The sequence below is a fragment of the Nocardioides albidus genome (assembly GCF_006335005.1).
Classification (GTDB): domain Bacteria; phylum Actinomycetota; class Actinomycetes; order Propionibacteriales; family Nocardioidaceae; genus Nocardioides; species Nocardioides albidus.
In genome coordinates, this window is record NZ_VDMP01000017.1 from 66,160 (window position 1) to 84,809 (window position 18,650).

General features: G+C 73.3%; 19 protein-coding genes. 14 read left to right on the forward strand and 5 right to left on the reverse strand.

Annotated elements, in window-relative coordinates; genetic code table 11:
• The 5 genes from FHP29_RS04640 to FHP29_RS04660 form a co-directional block, all read left to right on the forward strand.
• Positions 1-497 (forward strand): lysophospholipid acyltransferase family protein (locus FHP29_RS04640; protein ID WP_240044308.1); only part of this gene is annotated, 497 nt, incomplete at its 5' end.
• Positions 498-534: 37 nt separating this feature from the next.
• A complete protein-coding gene (gene macS, locus FHP29_RS04645) occupies positions 535-1,644 on the forward strand; it encodes a MacS family sensor histidine kinase (RefSeq protein ID WP_240044309.1) in 1,110 nt (369 codons plus the stop codon).
• Complete coding sequence (locus tag FHP29_RS04650) at positions 1,641-2,150, forward strand: flavin reductase family protein (RefSeq protein ID WP_139621684.1); 510 nt, start codon at positions 1,641-1,643, stop codon at positions 2,148-2,150. Before macS ends, FHP29_RS04650 begins: the two co-directional genes overlap by 4 nt.
• A gap of 10 nt (positions 2,151-2,160) precedes the next feature.
• Entirely contained in the window at positions 2,161-2,811 is a 651-nt protein-coding gene (locus FHP29_RS04655; protein ID WP_139621685.1) for a response regulator, read from the forward strand.
• Positions 2,812-2,817: 6 nt separating this feature from the next.
• Positions 2,818-3,714 (forward strand): hypothetical protein, encoded by an 897-nt coding sequence (locus FHP29_RS04660; RefSeq protein ID WP_139621686.1) that lies wholly within the window; start codon positions 2,818-2,820, stop codon positions 3,712-3,714.
• A 16-nt stretch (positions 3,715-3,730) separates the two neighbouring features.
• Here the strand turns inward: FHP29_RS04660 and FHP29_RS04665 are convergent, their stop codons facing one another.
• A complete protein-coding gene (locus FHP29_RS04665) occupies positions 3,731-4,549 on the reverse strand; it encodes a DUF1028 domain-containing protein (RefSeq protein WP_139621687.1) in 819 nt (272 codons plus the stop codon).
• A gap of 66 nt (positions 4,550-4,615) precedes the next feature.
• On the opposite strand from FHP29_RS04665, the gene FHP29_RS04670 reads away from it, so the two are divergent.
• Positions 4,616-5,644: a 6-phosphofructokinase gene (locus FHP29_RS04670; RefSeq protein WP_139621688.1), complete on the forward strand. Its 1,029-nt coding sequence runs from the start codon at positions 4,616-4,618 to the stop codon at positions 5,642-5,644.
• A 58-nt stretch (positions 5,645-5,702) separates the two neighbouring features.
• The gene (locus FHP29_RS04675; RefSeq protein ID WP_139621689.1) at positions 5,703-6,920 is read left to right on the forward strand and encodes an amidohydrolase family protein; all 1,218 of its coding nucleotides are present in this window, start codon (positions 5,703-5,705) and stop codon (positions 6,918-6,920) included.
• Here the strand turns inward: FHP29_RS04675 and FHP29_RS04680 are convergent.
• Positions 6,910-7,689 (reverse strand): endonuclease/exonuclease/phosphatase family protein, encoded by a 780-nt coding sequence (locus tag FHP29_RS04680; protein WP_139621690.1) that lies wholly within the window; start codon positions 7,687-7,689, stop codon positions 6,910-6,912. The genes FHP29_RS04675 and FHP29_RS04680 overlap by 11 nt on opposite strands.
• On the opposite strand from FHP29_RS04680, the gene FHP29_RS04685 reads away from it, so the two are divergent.
• From FHP29_RS04685 to FHP29_RS04695, 3 genes are all read left to right on the forward strand, one after another.
• On the forward strand, positions 7,682-8,401 hold the full coding sequence (locus FHP29_RS04685) for a hypothetical protein (protein ID WP_192903965.1): 720 nt from the start codon (positions 7,682-7,684) through the stop codon (positions 8,399-8,401). The genes FHP29_RS04680 and FHP29_RS04685 overlap by 8 nt on opposite strands.
• Positions 8,398-9,852: an APC family permease gene (locus tag FHP29_RS04690; RefSeq protein WP_139621691.1), complete on the forward strand. Its 1,455-nt coding sequence runs from the start codon at positions 8,398-8,400 to the stop codon at positions 9,850-9,852. The genes FHP29_RS04685 and FHP29_RS04690 overlap by 4 nt, the downstream gene beginning before the upstream one ends.
• 64 nt (positions 9,853-9,916) lie before the next feature.
• Entirely contained in the window at positions 9,917-11,266 is a 1,350-nt protein-coding gene (locus FHP29_RS04695) for a class II 3-deoxy-7-phosphoheptulonate synthase (RefSeq protein ID WP_139621692.1), read from the forward strand.
• A gap of 32 nt (positions 11,267-11,298) precedes the next feature.
• On the opposite strand, the gene FHP29_RS04700 is transcribed toward FHP29_RS04695, so the two are convergent.
• On the reverse strand, positions 11,299-12,327 hold the full coding sequence (locus FHP29_RS04700) for an NADase-type glycan-binding domain-containing protein (protein WP_139621693.1): 1,029 nt from the start codon (positions 12,325-12,327) through the stop codon (positions 11,299-11,301).
• 42 nt (positions 12,328-12,369) lie between these two features.
• Positions 12,370-14,502 carry a Stk1 family PASTA domain-containing Ser/Thr kinase gene (pknB, locus tag FHP29_RS04705; protein WP_240044310.1) on the reverse strand — a complete coding sequence of 711 codons (2,133 nt, stop codon included), beginning with the start codon at positions 14,500-14,502 and terminating at the stop codon, positions 12,370-12,372.
• A 134-nt stretch (positions 14,503-14,636) separates the two neighbouring features.
• Between pknB and FHP29_RS04710 the strand changes: the two genes are divergently transcribed.
• From FHP29_RS04710 to FHP29_RS04720, 3 genes are read left to right on the forward strand one after another with little or no spacing between them, the layout of a single operon-like run.
• Positions 14,637-15,008, forward strand: a complete 372-nt coding sequence (locus tag FHP29_RS04710; protein ID WP_139621695.1) for an Rv2175c family DNA-binding protein — start codon at positions 14,637-14,639, stop codon at positions 15,006-15,008.
• Positions 15,009-15,016: 8 nt separating this feature from the next.
• Positions 15,017-15,490: a guanyl-specific ribonuclease gene (locus FHP29_RS04715; RefSeq protein WP_240044311.1), complete on the forward strand. Its 474-nt coding sequence runs from the start codon at positions 15,017-15,019 to the stop codon at positions 15,488-15,490.
• 4 nt (positions 15,491-15,494) lie between these two features.
• Positions 15,495-15,908, forward strand: coding sequence for a barstar family protein (locus tag FHP29_RS04720; RefSeq protein WP_139621696.1), 414 nt, complete (start codon positions 15,495-15,497; stop codon positions 15,906-15,908).
• A 4-nt stretch (positions 15,909-15,912) separates the two neighbouring features.
• Here the strand turns inward: FHP29_RS04720 and FHP29_RS04725 are convergent, their stop codons facing one another.
• Positions 15,913-17,001 carry a polyprenyl synthetase family protein gene (locus tag FHP29_RS04725; RefSeq protein ID WP_240044312.1) on the reverse strand — a complete coding sequence of 363 codons (1,089 nt, stop codon included), beginning with the start codon at positions 16,999-17,001 and terminating at the stop codon, positions 15,913-15,915.
• Positions 17,002-17,077: 76 nt separating this feature from the next.
• Between FHP29_RS04725 and metF the strand changes: the two genes are divergently transcribed.
• Complete coding sequence (gene metF, locus FHP29_RS04730; protein ID WP_139621698.1) at positions 17,078-17,968, forward strand: methylenetetrahydrofolate reductase [NAD(P)H]; 891 nt, start codon at positions 17,078-17,080, stop codon at positions 17,966-17,968.
• The last annotated feature ends 682 nt before the right edge of the window (positions 17,969-18,650 follow it).

Below are 18,650 nucleotides of genomic sequence, written 5' to 3' on the forward strand. Positions count from 1 at the left end.
AGGGCTGGCTGCAGAAGAACTTCTTCAGCGGCACGGGCAACATCCCGATCGACCGCACCAGCGGTGACGCGGCGTCCGGCGCGCTGGTCTCCGCCAAGCGGGTGCTCGCCGAGGGCGAGCTGTTCGGCATCTACCCCGAGGGCACCCGCTCCCACGACGGCCGCCTCTACCGGGGCAAGACCGGCATCGCGCGGCTGACCCTCGAGACCGGTGTCCCGGTGATCCCGGTCGCCGTCGTCGGCACCGACGTGGTGGCCCCTCCGGGCAAGAAGTTCGGCCGGATCACCCGCCCGACCGTGCGCTTCGGCAAGCCGCTCGACTTCTCCCGCTACGCCGGCATGGAGAACGACCGCTTCATCCTGCGCTCGATCACCGACGAGATCATGTACGAGATCATGCGGCTCTCGCAGCAGGAGTACGTCGACATGTACGCCACCCGCGCCAAGGCCGAGTCGAAGAGCGAGTCCAAGACCGAGTCCAAGAAGCTCGCGTCCTGACGTCGCTGTCAGGTCCGCAGCCATGGCCGACGGGGGCGTGACCACACGGGCCTCGCTGGCCGTCGAGGACCGGATGTTCCGGGCCCTGGCGGTGCTGCGCGTCGTCGTCCTCGCCCACGCGGTGGCGCTCAACGCCTATCGCAACAACTTCGACCATCCGGCCCTCGGCTGGTCGTGCGTCGCGGTCATGGTCGTCGCGACGGCGGTGGCGAGCGTCGTCTACGCCGCTCCCGAACGACGGGTGCCCGGCGTGCTGGTGGCCGACCTCGCCCTGGCGGTGGCCCTGCTGCTGGCCACGCCGATCGTCAAGGGCCCCTGGTTCAACGCGACCATCCCGGGCTACTGGATCATCGGCGCCCTGCTGGCCTGGGCGGTCCGGTACGGCTGGCGTGGCGGCACGGCCGCGGCCGTCCTGCTCGGCGCGGTCGACCTGCTGACCCGCTCCGACGTCGCGCAGAAGGACTGGGGCAACGTCTTCCTCATCCTCCTCGGCGGCTCCATGGTGGGCTTCGTGTGCGAGTCGCTCAAGGCCATGGCCGCCGAGCGCGACCTGGCACAGCGCGAGGCGGCCGCCGCCGCCGAGCGCGCCCGGCTCGCCCGGGCCGTCCACGACGGGGTGCTCCAGGTCCTCGCCCTGGTCCAGCGGCAGGGCGGCGAGCTCGGCCGCGCCGCCGGCGCCCAGGAGCAGGCGCTGCGGACGCTGATCCGCTCCCAGGACGCGCTCACCACCAGCGCCGAGGCCGCCGCCGGACGCGCCGACCTCGCGGCCGCGCTGGGCGCCCTCGGAGCCCGCGCCGGCACCGAGATCGGGCTGCCGGCGGGTGCCGTCGAGCTGCCTGCCCACGTCGTCACCGAGCTCGCCGCCGTTGTCCGCGCCTGCCTCGACAACGTGGAGCGGCACGTCGCCCCCGATGCCCGGGCGTGGGTGCTCGTCGAGGATCTCGGCGACCGGGTCGAGGTGAGTGTGCGCGACGAGGGCCCCGGCATCGCCGAGGGCCGGCTGGAGGCGGCCGAGCAGGAGGGCCGGCTCGGCGTCGCCGAGTCGATCCGCGGCCGGATCCGCGACCTCGGCGGGACCGCCGCGCTCGACAGCGGGTCCTACGGGACCGAGTGGACCTTCGTCGTACCGCGTGAGGAGAGGCCGTGACGATCCACAGCACGCACCCGTTCGCCGACGCCGACCCGGATCCCGCCCGGCGGCTGCGCGGCCGGCTCGGGGGAGCGGTGACGCTGTGGACCGCGGGGGACGAGCGGGAGCGGGCCGGACTCACCGTCGCCTCGCTCATGGTCGCCCTCGGGCCCGAGCCGGCGGTCCTCGCCCTGCTCGACCCCGACTCCGACCTCCTGACGGTGCTGCGCGAGACGGGCCGCGGCGTCGTCCAGCTGCTCTCCTGGACCGACCGCCAGCTGGCCGAGGCCTTCGCCGGGACGGCGCCCGCGCCCGGAGGTCCCTTCCGGCAGGCTCCCTTCGTCGCCGACGCCCACGGGCCGCGCCTGGCCACCGCCACCACCTGGGCCGGCGTACGCCTCACCGCCGAGCGCGAGGTCGGCTGGTCGGTCGAGGTGACCGCGGCCCTCGAGCGCATCGAGATCGGCGACGACGCGGACGACCCGCTGCTGCACCGGCGGGGCCGCTTCCTCCGGCTGCCGTAGGGTTCCGCCCATGACCGACGCGATCCGGGTGATGATCGTCGACGACCATCCGATGTGGCGTGACGCCGTCGAGCGCGACCTGCAGGCGGCCGGCTTCGACGTCGTCGCGGTGGCGGCGACGGGCGCCGAGGCGATCACGCGCTTCAACGCGACCCGGCCGCAGGTCGTGGTGCTCGACCTGCAGATCCCCGCCCCGAGCGGGGTGGAGGTCACCGCGCAGGTCCTGGCCAGCGAGCCGTCGTCGCGGGTCCTCATCCTGTCGGCGTCGGGGGAGCAGGACGACGTGCTGGCGGCCGTCAAGGCCGGCGCGACCGGCTATCTGCTCAAGTCCGCGTCGAGCGACGAGCTGCTGAGCGCCGTACGCCGGGTCGCGGCGGGCGACACCGTGTTCACCCCGGGCCTCGCGGCGCTCGTGCTCGGCGAGTTCCGCCGGATGAACGAGCCCGCGACACCGGCGGGCGAGCAGCTCACCGACCGCGAGACCGAGATCCTCAAGATGGTCGCCAAGGGCATGTCCTACAAGCAGATCGCCGAGCGGCTCGTGCTCTCGCACCGCACGGTGCAGAACCACGTGCAGAACACCCTGCGCAAGCTGCAGATGCACAACCGGGTCGAGCTCACCCGCTATGTCATCGAGCAGGGCCTCGACGACGAGGACTGAGCGACGATGCCTGACCTGCTGGAGATCGCCGACGAGCTCTACGCCCTGCCGCTGCCGGAGTTCACCCCGGCGCGAGACGCCCGGGCCAAGGAGCTGAAGGGCACGCCCCTCGCCGCTCAGGTCAAGGCGCTGCGCAAGCCCAGCACCGCCGCCTGGGTCGTCGACCTGCTCGTGCGCCGCGAGGCCGGCCAGGTCGACCAGGTGCTCAGTGTCGGCGCCGCGCTGCGCGAGGCCCAGCAGGCGATGTCGGCCGGCGAGCTGCGCGCGCTGACCAAGCAGCGCCGCCAGGTGACCGCCGCGGTCACCACGCAGGCCCGCCGGATCGCGGCCGAGGAGGGCGTGCGCGTCACCGAGGCGGTCGCCGAGCAGGTCGAGGCGACGCTGACCGCCGCCATGGTCGACGCCGAGTGCGGACGCGCGGTGCGCAGCGGACTGCTGGTGAGCGCCCTGCACACCACCGGCCTCGACCCGATGGACGGCGACGACCTCGCGAGCGCCGTCGCGGTCCCCGAGGCGCTCGGCTTCAGCGCGACCCCGCGCGAGGCGCCGCGCCCCGGCCCGCCCGACCTGCACGTCGTCCCCGACCCGGACAGGGCGGCGAAGGCCGTGGCGGCCGCCGAGGAGCGGCTGGCCCAGGCGACGGAGGAGTACGACGCAGCCCGGGCCGCGCACGACGAGGCGGGCGCCGAGGTCGAGCGGCTCACGGCCCGCGCCCTGCAGGTGCAGGCCGAGATCGACGAGCTGCGCCGCCGGCTGGCCGATCTCGAGGAGCAGTCCGACGAGCTCGACGAGGAGGTCGCCGAGGCCGAGGAGGTCCGGGACGGCACCGGTGCCGACCTGCGCACGGCCACGGCGGAGCGGGACGCGGCGCAGGCGGCGCTGGACCGCCTCGGCAGGCGCTGAGGCTTAGAGGTTCCTCTTAGCCTTCCCCGCGCACGATCGCCAGGATCCGGCCGTCGATCCAGGCCAGGTCCGGCGCGACGCGCATCTCGTAGTTCTCGGTGCCGACCCAGGTGTGGAAGTCACGGTGCCCGCGGGCGGCCGCGAAGGTCTCCAGCTCGGCTCGGAGCGCCTCGTCGACCGTCACCCTCTCCTCGTCGGTCGAGGCGGTCAGGTAGAGGTCGTGCAGGTCGAGGAGACGGGTGAGCTCGTCGACCGGTGCCTCGTGGTCGTCGACGCGCAGGTCGACGGCGACGTCGTCGAGGCCGCCGTATCCCGCGCCGTCGCGCACCACGAGCATGGCGGCGGACTGGCGACCACGCCGGTCGCCGCCGGACTCGTCACCGGCCGCGAGAGCGACCAGCAGGCGGTCCTGCAGGGGTGCGTCGGGGTCGCTGCCGAGCCAGGCCGCCTCCATCGCCTCGACGACCTCGGGGCCGGCGAGGCAGTTGCCCTGGATCGCATAGCCGTCGCCGACCAGGCCACCGGCCCAGGGGATGCACTCGGCGCCCGTGTGGGAGGCGGCGGTGCCGTCGAGGTCGACGATGCCGACCTGCCGCCGCGCGCGGCCCTCGTCCTCCTCGAGCAGCCGCTGCAGCGCGACGGGGGCGGTGGCGCCCTCGTCGAGGTGGGAGAGCGCGAGGCCCTTGTAGGCGACATTGGCGTCGGCCTGGGTCGCCAGCGCCCCGACCCCGGCGACGGCGGCCGGCACGGCGGAGCCCACGGCGAGGAACTTGGAGGCCACGGCGACGCCCCACGACTCGCCGTCTGCGGACCGGGCCACGATCGAGAACGTCATGCCACGGAACAGTAGGCGACGCGTGCCTCCCCGGTCCGATCCGCCTGGAGGCGTACCTTGGGCCCCATGCGCGTCGGAGTCTTGACCGGAGGCGGTGACTGCCCCGGCCTGAATGCGGTGATCCGGGCCGTGGTGCGCAAGGGGGTGAACGGTCACGGGTTCGGGTTCGTCGGCTTCCGCGACGGCTGGCGCGGCCCGATGGAGGGCGTGACGATCCCGCTGGGCATCGAGCAGTGCCGCGGCATCCTGCCCCGCGGCGGCACCATCCTCGGCTCGTCGCGCACCAACCCCTTCGCCGTCGAGGGCGGGGTCGAGCGGATCAAGGACAACCTCGCCGCCGCCGGCGTCGACGCCCTGGTCGCGATCGGGGGCGAGGACACGCTCGGTGTCGCCACCAGGCTCGCCGAGCTCGGCGTGCGGGTCGTCGGCGTACCGAAGACGATCGACAACGACCTGTCCGGGACCGACTTCACCTTCGGCTTCGACACCGCGGTCAACATCGCGACCGAGGCGATCGACCGGCTGCACACCACGGCGGAGTCGCACCACCGGGTCCTCGTCGTCGAGGTGATGGGCCGGCACGCCGGCTGGATCGCGCTGCACGCCGGCATCGCCGGGGGAGCGAGTGCCGTGCTGATCCCCGAGGTTCCCTTCGACATCGAGGCGGTGTGCGCCCACGTCGAGACGCGCTTCCGCAGCGAGTACGCCCCGATCATCGTGGTGTCCGAGGGAGCCGTCCCCCGCGACGGCTCCGGCATGACCCTGGCCAGCGGCGAGAAGGACGCGTTCGGCCACGTCCGCCTCGGCGGCATCGGCGACCGGCTGGCCCAGGAGATCGAGCAGCGCACCGGCAAGGAGGCCCGCGCCGTCGTCCTCGGCCACATCCAGCGCGGCGGCACGCCCTCGGCGTTCGACCGCTGGCTGGCCACCCGGTTCGGCCTGCAGGCCATCGACGCCGTCGCCGACGGCGAGTACGGCGTCATGGTCGCGCTGCGCGGGACCTCGATCATCCGCGTGCCGCTGGTCGAGGGCACCGGCGAGCTCAAGCTCGTCACGCCGCAGGAGTACGCCGAGGCCCAGGTCTTCTTCGGCTGACGACCCTCTGGTCATTTCGTGCCATGACAGCGGACCGCCTCCGCCGCACACTCGGAGGATGCGGGCCTGGCGTGCTCCCCGAGCCTTCGACGGAACGCGCTTCCTGGAGCGCGGTGCGACGGTGCTCGTCGAGGGGGACCGGATCGTCGGCGTCGAGCCGGCCGACTTCGCGCCTCCCCACGATTGCCCGGTGACGTCGTACGACGGGACCCTCCTGCCGGGTCTCGTCGACGCACACGTCCACCTGGTCTCCGACGCCGGCGTGGGATCGCTGGAGCGGGTCGGCGAGCTTGATGACGACGCTGTCGACGCCGAGATCGCGCGCTCCCTGGCCGCTCAGGCCGCGGCGGGTGTCACCACGGTGCGCGACCTGGGCGATCGCGGCTACCGCACCCTCGCCTTCCGCGACACGCCCGCGCCGGGTGCGCCCCGCATCGTCGCCGCAGGACCGCCGTTGACGACGCCCGACGGCCACTGTCACTACCTCGGCGGCCAGGTCGCGTCGCGCGACGGGATCCGCGCTGCGGTCGCCGAGCACGCCGAGCGGGGCGTCGACGTGATCAAGGTGATGGCCGGCGGCGGCTTCCTCACGCCGGGCACCGACATGATCGGCGCACAGTTCACCGTCGGGGAGCTGCGGCTGGTCGTCGACGCCGCGCACGAGACCGGACGGCCGGTCCTGGCGCACGCCCACTCCGTCGCGGCGATCGAGGTGGCCCTCGCGGCCGGGGTCGACGGGATCGAGCACTACACAGGCGTCACGACCGAGGGCGCGGTCCTCAGCGACGACCTGCTCGAGCGGACCGCCGCCGCGGGGGTCGTGGTCGACCCGACCATGGGCAACGACCCCGCAGTGCTGGCGCTCATGCCCGCTCCGCCTCCGGCGATCATCGAGATCATGGCGCGCATCGGCCTCGACATCGAGGGCTTCTTCGCCCAGCGGTACGCCGACGTGGGCCGGATGCGCGCCCACGGGGTGCGGGTGGTCCCGGGCGTGGACGCCGGGGCCGGCCCGATGAAGGCCCACGGCAACGCGTGGCGCGCGATGCTCGACCTGGTCACCGCCGGCTGGTCGCTCGCCGAGGCGCTGGCCGCCGGGACCTCGGGAGCGGCGGACGCCTGCGGACAGGGCGCCGAGACCGGCGCCCTGCGGCCCGGCCTGGCGGCCGACCTGCTCGTCGTCGACGGCGACCTGGCGGCCGAGCCCGCCGCACTGGCGCGGCCGGTGGCGGTGATGGTGCGCGGCGTACCTCTCGGCTCCGGCCTCAGCGACTGATCGGCTCGAGGTCCACCACCAGGGCCTGGTGGTCGGAGAGCGCCATCTGCCGCGCACACGACCGGGCCCGTCCGTCGTCGGCCAGCGCAGGATCGGCCAGGATGTGGTCGAGCTGCTCGCGGGGGTGGTCCGCGGGGAACGTCGGGTGCGCGGCCAGGGGCGTGAGCCCGCTCGTGCGCGCCGCCCGGTCCAGGCCCATGTTGAGGTCGCCGGTCAGCAGCAGCGGCCGCGGCGCTCCGCACAGCGAGCGCACCAGCCGGCGCAGCTGGTGTCCGTTCCACCACGGAACGAAGGACAGGTGGGTGGTCGCGACCGTCAGGTGACCGCCCGGCGCGGTCACCGTCGCGGTCACCGCGACCCGTGGCTCGTCGCGGACCCACGTCGGCAGCACCTCTCCCGAGAAGCGCATCGGCACCCGCGTCGTCAGAGCCGGCAGCCGCACCACCTGCCACCCCGTCACCGGGAGCCGGCTGAGCAGCGCGATGCCGTACGCCGCGTCGCCCGGCTGCTCCTCACCGGTCGCCGCCGTCCAGGTCGCGCCCGGGCTCCCGGCGAGCGCCGCGACGAAGCGGTGGTCGGTGGCGCCCATCGCCTCCGCCGCGAGACTGGTGAGGTCGGCGTTCCCCGAGCGGTGCAGCAGGTGGTCGACCTCCTGCAGCGCCAGCACGTCGGGATCGAGGTCGCGGATCGCGTCCTGCAGCACGGACACGTCGACCTCGTCGTCGTGCAGGGTCCGGCCTCCGAGGATGTTGAACGTCACGATGCGCATCGCGCGTGCGGTACCCGACCGGATGCCGCTCACCCCGCCGGGTATTGGACCGGTCGAGGTGATGACCGTGGTCGAGGCAGGGGAGGGCGCGAGGGGCTCGGGCCACCTCCGCGAGGCGCTGAAGCTGGTGGCCGTGCTGCTCAAGGAGACGGGCGTCCCCTTCGCCCTGGCGGGCAGCTACGGGCTGTGGGCCCGCGGGGGTCCCGAGCCCGACCACGACGTGGACTTCATGATCGCCGAGGAGGACGCCGCACGCGTCAAGGACGTGATCGCCGACAGCGGACTCGACGTCGTCCAGCCGCCGGAGGACTGGCTGTTCAAGGTCTTCGTCGACGAGGCGATGGTCGACGTGATCTTCCGGGTCCGCAACGAGTCGATCCCGCGCTCCCGCTTCGCCGACGCCGACGAGATCGAGGTGGAGTCGGTGCGGATGCCCGTGCTGTCGGCCACCGTGCTGATGACCGACAAGCTCGGCTCGCTCGAGGAGCACGCCTGCGACTTCGCGGCCGTGCTGCCCGTGGCGCGGGCCGTGCGCGAGCAGGTCGACTGGAGCGAGGTGGCCGCCGGAACGACCGAGAACCCCTTCGCCCGGGCCTTCCTCGGCCTCCTCGACGCGCTCGGCATCGCCCCCGCGACCTCCACCGAGACGGCCGCACCCTGTGCGAGGGTGAGCACAGCTGCTTCCGGATCGGGGAGGAACGACACCACATGACCACGGAGACCACGGGCGCCGCGACCGCGGACCAACACGGCCAACCGCAGTTGAGACGGGTCCTGGGCCCGGGCCTCCTGCTCCTCTTCATCGTCGGCGACATCCTCGGCGCCGGCGTGTACGCCGTCACCGGCCGCCTCGCCGGCCAGGTCGGCGGCATCGCGTGGCTACCCTTCCTCGTCGCCTTCGCGATCGCCACGCTCACCGCCTTCTCCTACCTCGAGCTGGTGACGAAGTATCCCCAAGCCGCGGGTGCCGCGCTCTACGCCCACAAGGCCTTCGGCGTGCACTTCGTGACCTTCCTGGTCGCCTTCACGGTGGTGTGCTCGGGCATCACGAGCGCCTCGACGTCCTCGGGCCTGCTCGCCTCCAACCTGCTCATCGGGTTGGGCAACGACGCCCCGAGCACCGGGCTCGTGCTCGCCGTCGCCCTGGGATTCATGCTCGTGCTGGCGCTGATCAACCTGCGCGGGGTCGGCGAGAGCGTGAAGTTCAACGTCGTGCTCACCGTGGTCGAGATGGCCGCGCTCGCCATCGTGATCGGCATCGGGATCTGGGTAATCGGCAAGGGCGACGGCAACCTGGACCGGATCACCGTCTTCGAAAGCCCCGACGACAAGGGCCTGTTCATGGCGGTCACGGTCGCGACCGCGATCGCGTTCTTCTCGATGGTCGGCTTCGAGGACTCGGTCAACATGGTCGAGGAGACCAAGGAGCCCGAGCGGATCTTCCCGCGGATGATGCTCACCGGCCTCGGCATCGCGGTGATCATCTACATGCTCGTCGCGATCTCCGTCGTCGCCGTGATCCCCACCGACCGGATCGGCGCGCCGACCAACGCCGAGGCCGGCATCCTCATCGACGTCGTCAAGCTCGGAGCCCCCGACCTGCCGATCGACGACGTCTTCCCGTTCATGACCGTCTTCGCGGTCGCCAACACCGCGCTCATCAACATGCTGATGGCCAGCCGCCTGATCTACGGCATGGCCCAGCAGCGCGTGCTTCCGCCCGTGCTCGGCAAGGTGCTGCCCGGCCGGCGCTCGCCGTACGTCGCCATCGGCTTCACCACGCTGCTCGCGCTCGGCCTGATCACCTACGTCCGCCTCGGCTCGGAGAGCACCATCGTCGGATCGCTGTCCGGCACGACGGCCCTGCTCCTCCTGGCGGTCTTCACCATCGTCAACGTCTCCTGCCTGGTGCTGCGCCGCGACCCCGCCCGCGGCTTCCGCGCCCCGACGGTCGTGCCCGTGCTCGGGGCGCTGCTGTGCGCCTACCTCCCCGGCCCGTGGGCACGGCTCGAGGCCGACCTGATCCAGTACAAGATCGCCGCGGGCCTGCTCGGCATCGGCGTCCTGCTCTGGCTGGCGACCCGGCTGTTCTACAAGCCGGCGGGCGGACACTTCGAGGACATCGAGCACATGGACATCGACCCCACGGACGACCCGGTCTGATCCGCCCGTCCCACGGGGGGCCGCCGACTCGGCGCCGGTCCGCGGTGCGCCGTACCCTTGAGGGGTGAGCAGCCTTCCGTCCCTCGAGCAGTTGCACGCCATCGGAGCGAAGCAGCAGCCGTCGTACGACGACCCCGCGGCCCTGGCCGCTGCCGTCGAGCGACTGCGCACGCTGCCCCCGCTGGTCTTCGCCGGGGAGTGCGACGAGCTGAAGGCGAAGATCGCCGCGGCCAGCCGCGGTGAGGCGTTCCTGCTCCAGGGCGGCGACTGCGCCGAGACGTTCGTGGGCGCGACCGCCGACAACACCCGCAACAAGCTGCGCGTGCTGCTGCAGATGGCGGTCGTGCTGACCTACGCGGCGTCCGTTCCGGTGGTCAAGGTCGGCCGGCTCGCCGGCCAGTACGCCAAGCCCCGCTCCTCCGACACCGAGACCCGCGAGACGCCCGAGGGGCCGGTCACCCTGCCGGCCTACCGTGGCGACGCGGTCAACGGCTTCGAGTTCACGCCCGAGTCGCGACGGCCCGACCCGCAGCGCCTGCTCGACGTCTACCACTCGTCGGCCTCCACGCTGAACCTCGTGCGCGCCTTCACCACGGGCGGCTACGCCGACCTGCGCCAGGTCCACACCTGGAACTCGGAGTTCGTCCGCAACAGCCCCGTCGGCCAGCACTACGAGGCGATGGCCGCCGAGATCGACCGCGCGCTGACCTTCATGCAGGCCATCGGCGCCGACCCCGACGAGTTCCACCGCGTCGACTTCTACTCCTCCCACGAGGCGCTGCTCCTGGAGTACGAGCACGCCATGACGCGCATCGATTCGCGCACCGAGCAGCCCTACAACGTCTCGGGCCACATGGTCTGGATCGGCGAGCGGACCCGCCAGCTCGACGGCGCGCACGTGGAGTACTTCAGCCACATCAGCAACCCCATCGGCTGCAAGCTCGGCCCCTCCGCGACCGCCGACGACGCCCTCGCCCTCGCCGCGCGGCTCAACCCGACCAACGAGCCGGGCCGGCTGACCTTCATCACCCGCTTCGGCGCCGGGAAGATCCGCGACGGCCTGCCGGCGCTGGTCGAGAAGGTCACCGCCGAGGGCGTCGACGTCGCCTGGGTGTGCGACGCCATGCACGGCAACACCTTCGAGGCCTCCAACGGCTACAAGACCCGCCGCTTCGAGGACGTCCTCGACGAGGTGCAGGGCTTCTTCGACGTGCACCGCGCGCTCGGCACCGTCCCCGCGGGCATCCTCGTCGAGAACACCGGCGACGACGTCACGGAGATCATCGGTGGCGGCGAGGAGCTCGACGAGCAGGGCCTGGCCCACCGCTACGAGTCCGTCGTCGACCCGCGCCTCAACCGCGTGCAGTCGCTGGAGCTGGCCTTTCAAGTCGCCGGCATGCTGCAGAAGCGCTGAGCGACGCGCGGCGCTCAGCCGCGCGGCGGCACTCAGGCAGGGGCGCCGCGCAGGCGGAGGTCGCTGATCGCGGTGAAGTCGCGTCCTGCCGGGCCCTTGCCGGGAGCCGACACCTCGACGAGGTGGAGCACGACCCGGGTCGTGGCGATCGGGCCGACCGGCAGGAGCTGGACGGTACGACGATCGCCGAGCTCCTGCGTGATCCGGGTGCCGTCGTCGAACTCCCACTGGACCACGCGGATGCGCCGGTTGCCGTGGTACCAGTCGGCGCCGTCGGTCTTCGCGTACCCGTTGACCAGGCCGACCTCGGTCAGCACGACCTCCTCGCCCAGGTCGAGGACGATGCTCGTGCCCGTCCCGTCGCCGGGCATCCGCCAGGCCGTCCGGGGCCGGCCGTCGAGCATGTTGGCCGCGACGTAGGTGACCGGGCGGTTCTTCCGGTCCCGGGACTCCGGCGCGGTGGCCGGCACCTGGGTGCCGGCCGTCGAGGTGAGGTCGCGGACGTCGCCGGGCGCGGGTGCCTCGACCGGGCGCCCGGTCCCGGAGCTGTCGGGGCGCGGCCGCGTGGACGGGTCGGGTGTGGCCGGCCCGGCGCCTGCCGTGGGCTGCGCGCCCTGGGCGGCCGCGCGCTCGTCGTCGGGGCCGGAGCTGACCAGGAGGAACGCGCCGATGCCGGCGACCAGCGCGAGCACGGCGATGCCGAGGACCCAGGGCAGCCACGGTGTCCCGCGGCGATCACGGGGCGGCGCGGACCCCGGCACCGGTGATCCGGGTGCGGGCACGGGAGCCGGCCGGGTGACCGGAGCCGGCGGGTGGAGAGTCGGCGGGTGGGGAGCCGGGGCGGCCGGGACAGCAGGCCCGGCCGGCCCGGTCGGCTCGTCGGCGTACAGCGGATAGCGGGCGGCGGGCGGCAGCTGACCGGTGGGCGGGGGCATCACGGGCGCGCTCGCGGCAGGCGCGGCCTCGGGGTGCCGGCCGGACACGGGCAGTCCGCAGTTGGTGCAGAACCGGCCGACCCCGAGCTCGTGCCCGCAGCCGGAGCAGTGCGTCGGGGTGGTCATCGCGGGGCTCACCGTACCCTGACGGCGGCGCCGGCACGCGCATCAGACGACGTAGAGGATGACCGTGCTGCCCTTGGCGAGCTTGGCGCCCGCCCCCGGTTCGGTGTCCCAGGCCACCGAGCCGGTCAGGTAGATGGAGGCCCGCTCCTTCTTCACGACGAACCCGAGGTCCTCGAGCTTCGCGACCGCGGCATCGGTCGAGGAGTAGCGCACCGCCGGCACGGCGATCAGCTCGGGGCCCTTGGAGACGACGAGCTGGACCGTGTCGCCCTTGAACAGGGTGCCGGTCTCGGGGGTCTGGCTGATGACGTCGCCCTTGTCGACGTCGTCGCTGTACTTCTCCTCGACGTCGGCCTCGAGGCCCTTGCGCTCGAACACCCGCAGGGCCCGGTCGGCGTCCTTGCCCACGAAGCTGCGGACCTTGATCGGCTTGCGGCCCTTGGACACCACGAGGGTGACCGAGGTGCCGACCGGCAGCGCCAGCGCCTGGGGGGTGCCGAACGCGGGGTCGGTCCGGATCACCCGCCCGGCCTCGACGGTCTCCGACCACTCCTCGACGGGCTGTGCGGGCACGAACTTCACCTCGCCCAGCGCTGACTCCGCCTCGTCGACGGTCTTGTTGGTGAGGTCCGGCAGGTCGTAGCGCTCCTTGCCGAGCGAGATCGTCAGGCTCACCTCGCCGTCGGGCAGGATCCGCTCGCCGGGACGCGGGTCGGTGGTGATCACCACGCCCTTGGCGACGGTCTCGGAGTAGACCTCCTTGCCGACCTCGACGCCCAGCCCGGCCCGGTCGAGCTTGGCCGTCGCGGCGGCCTGCTCGAGGCCGACGACGCCGGGGGTGGTGGTGTAGCGGCCCCAGCCGACCCACCAGGCGGTGCCGCCGAGGGCCGCGGCGAGCACGACCAGGACCAGCGCCAGGGCGATGCCCTTGGCCCGGCCCCGCCGTCGCGGCCGCTGCTCCGGCCGTCGCGGCTGCTCGGGGATGACCGAGGTCCGCTCCTCGGGCGGTGCCGGAGGACGTACGGCGGACCGGACCGCGGTGCGCTGGGCCGGCGGCTCGCCGGCGACGAGGTCGGGCAGGCCGTCCCACAGCGAGCTCATCGGCTCCGGCGTCGTGCCCGTGCCGATCTGGGAGTCGATGTCGGTGTCGGGCTCGGCGGCGCGGGCCGACGGCAGCAGATCGGCGACCAGCTCGGGGTCGGTGCGCACCCCGTCGCGCAGCGCCTGCGCCACCCGGCGCACGTGGTGCAGCAGCACGGTGGCGTCGGCCGGACGCAGGCTGGCGTCGCGCGTCGTCGCGCGCACGACGAGGGCGTCGACGTAGTCCGGGATGCCGGGCACGACGCTCGAGGGGACGGGCACGTCCTCGTGGACGTGGCGGTAGGCGACCGCGATCGGCGTCTCGCCGGTGTGGGGCTTGGTGCCGGTCAGCAGCTCGAAGAGGATGACGCCGGCGGCGTACACGTCGGCGCGGGCGTCGGCCCGCTGCTCGACGACGAGCTCCGGCGCGAGATAGGACACCGTGCCGATGAGGACGCCGTTGGTGGCGGTGTGCTGGGTGTCGGCGCTCACCGCCTTGGCCAGCCCGAAGTCGGCGACCTTGATCCGGCTCGTCCCCGAGTGGGGATCGGTGGCGATGAGGACGTTCTCGGGCTTCACGTCGCGGTGGATCAGGCCGGCGCGGTGCGCGGCGCCGAGCGCGGACAGGATCGGGTCGAGGAGCGACAGTGCCCGCTGCGGAGGCATCGGGGCCTCTTTGAGGATCGTGTCGCGCAGGGTGTGGCCGGGGACGTACTCCATGACGAGGTAGACCGTGCCGTCGCTCTCGTCGCGGCCCTGGTCGAAGACCGCCACGACGTGCGGGTGCGACAGCCGCGCCGCGGCCTTGGCCTCGCTGACGAACCGACGCGCGAACGAGTCGTCGTCGTGCGTGGTCGCGTCGCCGAGCCCGGGGTGCATGATCTTGACCGCCACCGTGCGGTCGAGCCGGGAGTCCACGGCCTCGTAGACGCTGGCCATGCCGCCGCGCGCGATCCGGATGCCGATCCGGTAGCGCCCGTCGAGCAGGCGACCGAACTGGTGGTCCTCCACGCGCTTCGAGGAGCCGGCCGAGCCCGCCGCGGGGTCGCCGGGACCCGCGGCGGTGCCGCCGCGGGCGCGCTGGTCGTCGTGCACAGCGACCCTCCTGTGCATGTTCTCCTCGTCCGGCCGGGGAAGTGACCGGAGGGACCATCGTACGGGGAGGCGGCACACGGACCCGCAGCCACGCCGACGGGCCGGATCGGCCTCCGGTGGGGAAGAATGGCGCCATGAGCGAACAGCGACTGGCCGACCACGACCTCGCCGCCCTCGTCGAGGACTGGCTGGACTGGGACCAGGCCGCCGCCCTGATCGGCGTCACCCCGGCCAAGGTGCGCACCATGGTCCGCGAGCACCGACTGGCTGCCGCGGTGCCCGGCGACGGGCGCAAGCAGGGAATCCCGGCCCTGTTCATCGTCGACGGCGAGCCGGTCAAGGGCCTGCCGGGTCTGCTCACCGTGCTCCACGACAACGGCTTCGACGACCGCGAGTGCATCGCCTGGATCTTCCTCGACGCCGACCTGCCCGGCCGCCCGATCGACGCGCTGCGCGAGAACCGCGGCGCGGAGGTCAAGCGCCGCGCCCAGGCGCTGGCGCTCTGAGCCGTTCGGTGGTCGGGTCGAGCCGTCGTACGACGCAGGTCGTCACGACGATCGTCACCGTCGCCCTCCTGGTGGCGGTGTGGTGGCTCCAGTCCGGGCGGTCCGACGACTCGCCGCCGGCCCGGGCCACCGACGGCGCGAGCGCGTCAGCGGCCTCACCGTCCGCGTCGGACGCGTCGGGGCCGGACGAGGACGAGCACGGCATCGCCTACGTCGACCTCGCCGACCTGCCCCGCGAGGCGGCCGAGACGGTGCGGCTCATCGACGCGGGCGGGCCGTTCCCCTACCCGGGCAAGGACGGCTCGACGTTCGGCAACTTCGAGGGCGTCCTGCCGGAGCAGCCGCGCGGCTACTACGCGGAGTACACCGTCGAGACGCCCGGCCTCGACCATCGCGGCGCGCGGCGGATCATCGCCGGCGACGGCGGCGAGCTGTACTGGACCGAGGACCACTACGAGTCCTTCGAACGCATCCGGAGGTGAGAGGGTGAGCGGTCTCGCAGCCGTCCTGGCCGGACGGCACGCGCCCGGCGTGCACCGGTGGGAGTCGGCGCTCGACGTCGCCGCGGTGCGGCGTGCGGTCGAGCACGCCGGCTGGAGGTTCGGGTATGTCGACGGCGCGGGTCTCGAGACGCGGGCCGAGGCGCTGCGCGCGATCGGGCGCGCCCTGGACTTCCCCGAGCACTACGGCGCCAACCTCGACGCCCTCAACGACTGCCTGCGCGACCTGCCCGGTCGCACCGTCCTGCTCTGGGACGCCTGGTCCGGCCTGGCCCGGGCCGAGCCGCGGTGGTTCGGGGTCGTGACCGGAGTGCTCGGCGAGCGCGGCGACGCCGAGCCCGCGGTCGAGGTGCTGCTGCGCGGAGTCGGACCGGCGGACCGCGTGCCGCTGCTCGCCTGATCGTCTAACGCGTCCTGCGGGTCGCCGCGGCCGCCAGTTGCTCGAGCACGCGGCACGCCTCGGCGTCCCAGCCGGCCTCGGCCTGGCCGCGGTGAAGGGCGTCGACGGACTGGTGGGCGAGCTCGTCGATCATCGACTCGACCTCGGCGCGCGCGCCGCAGCCGTCGATGATCGTGCGCAGCTCGGCGACGTCGGCATCGGTCAGGGAGGTGCCGAGCGCCGCGTCGAGACGCTGGGCGGCTGTGGGCTCGGCGTGGTCGAGCGCCAGCGCGACCAGCACGGTGCGCTTGCCCTCCACCAGGTCGTCGCCCGCCGGCTTGCCGGTGGTTGCCGGGTCGCCGAACACGCCGAGCAGGTCGTCGCGCAGCTGGAAGGCCTCGCCCAGCGGGAGGCCGAACCGGCTGAGCAGATCGAGGGTGGCGCCGTCGGCGCCGGCGAGGGCGGCGCCGACATGCAGCGGCCGCTCGATGGAGTACTTCGCCGACTTGTAGCGCAGCACCGTCATCGCCTGGGCCACGTCGGCGCGACCGCGGGCCTGGACGGACACGTCGAGGAACTGGCCGGCGATGACCTCCGAGCGGCACAGGTCGAACACGTCGAGGGCCGCGCCGACCCGGTCCCAGCCCAGGCCGCAGCGCCGCAGCAGCTCGTCGGACCAGGACAGCAGGAGGTCGCCGAGGAGGATCGCCGCCGCGGCGCCGTACTGCTCCGGATCGCCGCGCCAGTCGTCGGCGCGGTGCGCGCGCTCGAACGTGCGGTGGGTCGCCGACCGTCCGCGCCGCGTGTCGGAGGCGTCCATCAGGTCGTCGTGGACCAGGGCGCTGGCATGGAGCAGCTCGAGCGCGGCCGCCGCGCGTCGTACCGCCTCGGCATCGCTCCCGGACGGTGCTCCCGCGAGGGTGGCATAGCCCCAGTGGCAGAAGGCCGCCCGGAACCGCTTGCCGCCCGAGACGGTCACCCGGGCCTCGGACATCAGGCGCGCGGCGTCACCGCCCAGCGGCGCCAGGCGGGCCGCCTGATCGGCCAGGAACGCGTCGAGAGTGGCCTGGACCTCGGTCCGGAAAGCGGTCGGGTCCCACGCCTGGCTGGTCACCCCTGTGAGCCTAGTGACACCTGAGAACGACGAGACCCCCGGCCCCGCACGGCGCCCCCGACCTAGACTGCGGCCCATGACCACCGGTGCCGGACGCTCCCTCGGCGAGATCATCCGCGAGGGCGGACGCTCGTTCTCCTTCGAGTTCTTCCCTCCCAAGGACGAGGCGGGGGAGGCGCAGCTGTGGGACGCGATCCGCGCGCTCGAGCCCTACGCGCCGACGTTCGTGTCGGTGACCTACGGCGCGGGCGGCAGCACCCGCGACAAGACCGTCGCCATCACCGGACGGATCGCGCGCGAGACCTCCCTGACCCCGATGGCCCACCTCACCTGCGTCGGCCACACCCGCGACGAGCTCGAGAGCATCCTCGACGCGTACGTCGCCGAGGGCGTCACCCATGTGATGGCGCTGCGCGGCGACCCGCAGGAGGGCCCGCGCGCCGACTGGACGCCCACCGACGGCGGCCTCAACTACGCGGTCGACCTCGTCGACCTCGCCCGATCGCGCGGCGGGTTCCGGATCGGCGTCGCAGCCTTCCCCGAGGGACACCCCTCCGCGGAATCCCTCGACGCCGACGCCGACGTGCTCGTCGCCAAGGCCCGGGCCGGCGCCGAGTTCGCCGTCACCCAGATGTTCTTCCGCGCCTCCGACTACTTCGCGCTGGTCGAGCGGGTCCGGGAGCGGGGCGTCGACATCCCGATCCTGCCGGGCATCATGCCGATCCTGAACCTGGCCGCCATCCGCCGTCAGGGCGAGCTCATCGGCACCAGCGTCCCCGACGACATCGTCGAGCGGATCAGCGCGTACGACGGCGACCCGGCCGCCGTGCGCGCCGAAGGCATCCGGCTCGCGGCCGAGCTGTGCGACGAACTGCTCGCCGGCGGCGCCCCCGGGCTGCACTTCTACACGCTGAACCGGTCCAAGGCCACGCTCGAGATCTTCGAGGCCCTCCAGATCCGTGTCTGATGGTGCGAGCGCTGTTTTGATGGCGCGAGCGCGTCGCTCGTTCCTCGCGCCGCGCTGCCGCGCACGCAGTCGAGCTTCGTAGGTGGTTGGGTTGGTCTGGCGGCCACACGGTCGGCTCGCGGAAAGGCCCGGCTCCTCCGCTCCGGTCGCGCGTTCCTCGCTCCCTACGCTCCGTCCCCTTCGCTTCCCGCGATGGCCGCCGCGTGTGGGATGGCGCGAGCGCGCCTCGTTTGATGGCGCGAGCGCGTCGCTCGTTCCTCGCTCCCTACGCTCCGTCACCTTCGCTTCCCGCGATGACCGACGCGTGTGGGATGGCGCGAGCGCGTCTCGTTTGATGGCGCGAGCGACGTCGCTCCTTCGTCGCGCCGCGCTGCCGCGCACGCAGTCGAGTCCGGAAGACGGTTACGTCCGCCTGGCGGCCTGCCTCCGGCACGGCGGAAAGCGCCACCCTCGTCGGCTCCGGTCGCTCGTGCCTCGCTCCCTACGCCTCCGCGTGCGCCGTTCCCGCCGTAGCCTTCGATTGGGTTGGCTGGCGCGAGCGCGTCTCGTTTGATGGCGCGAGCGACGTCGCTCCTTCGTCGCGCCGCGCTGCCGCGCACGCAGTCGAGTCCGGTAGACGGTTGCGTCCGCCTGGCGGGCCTGCCTCCGGCACGGCGGAAAGCGTCACCCTCGTCGGCTCCGG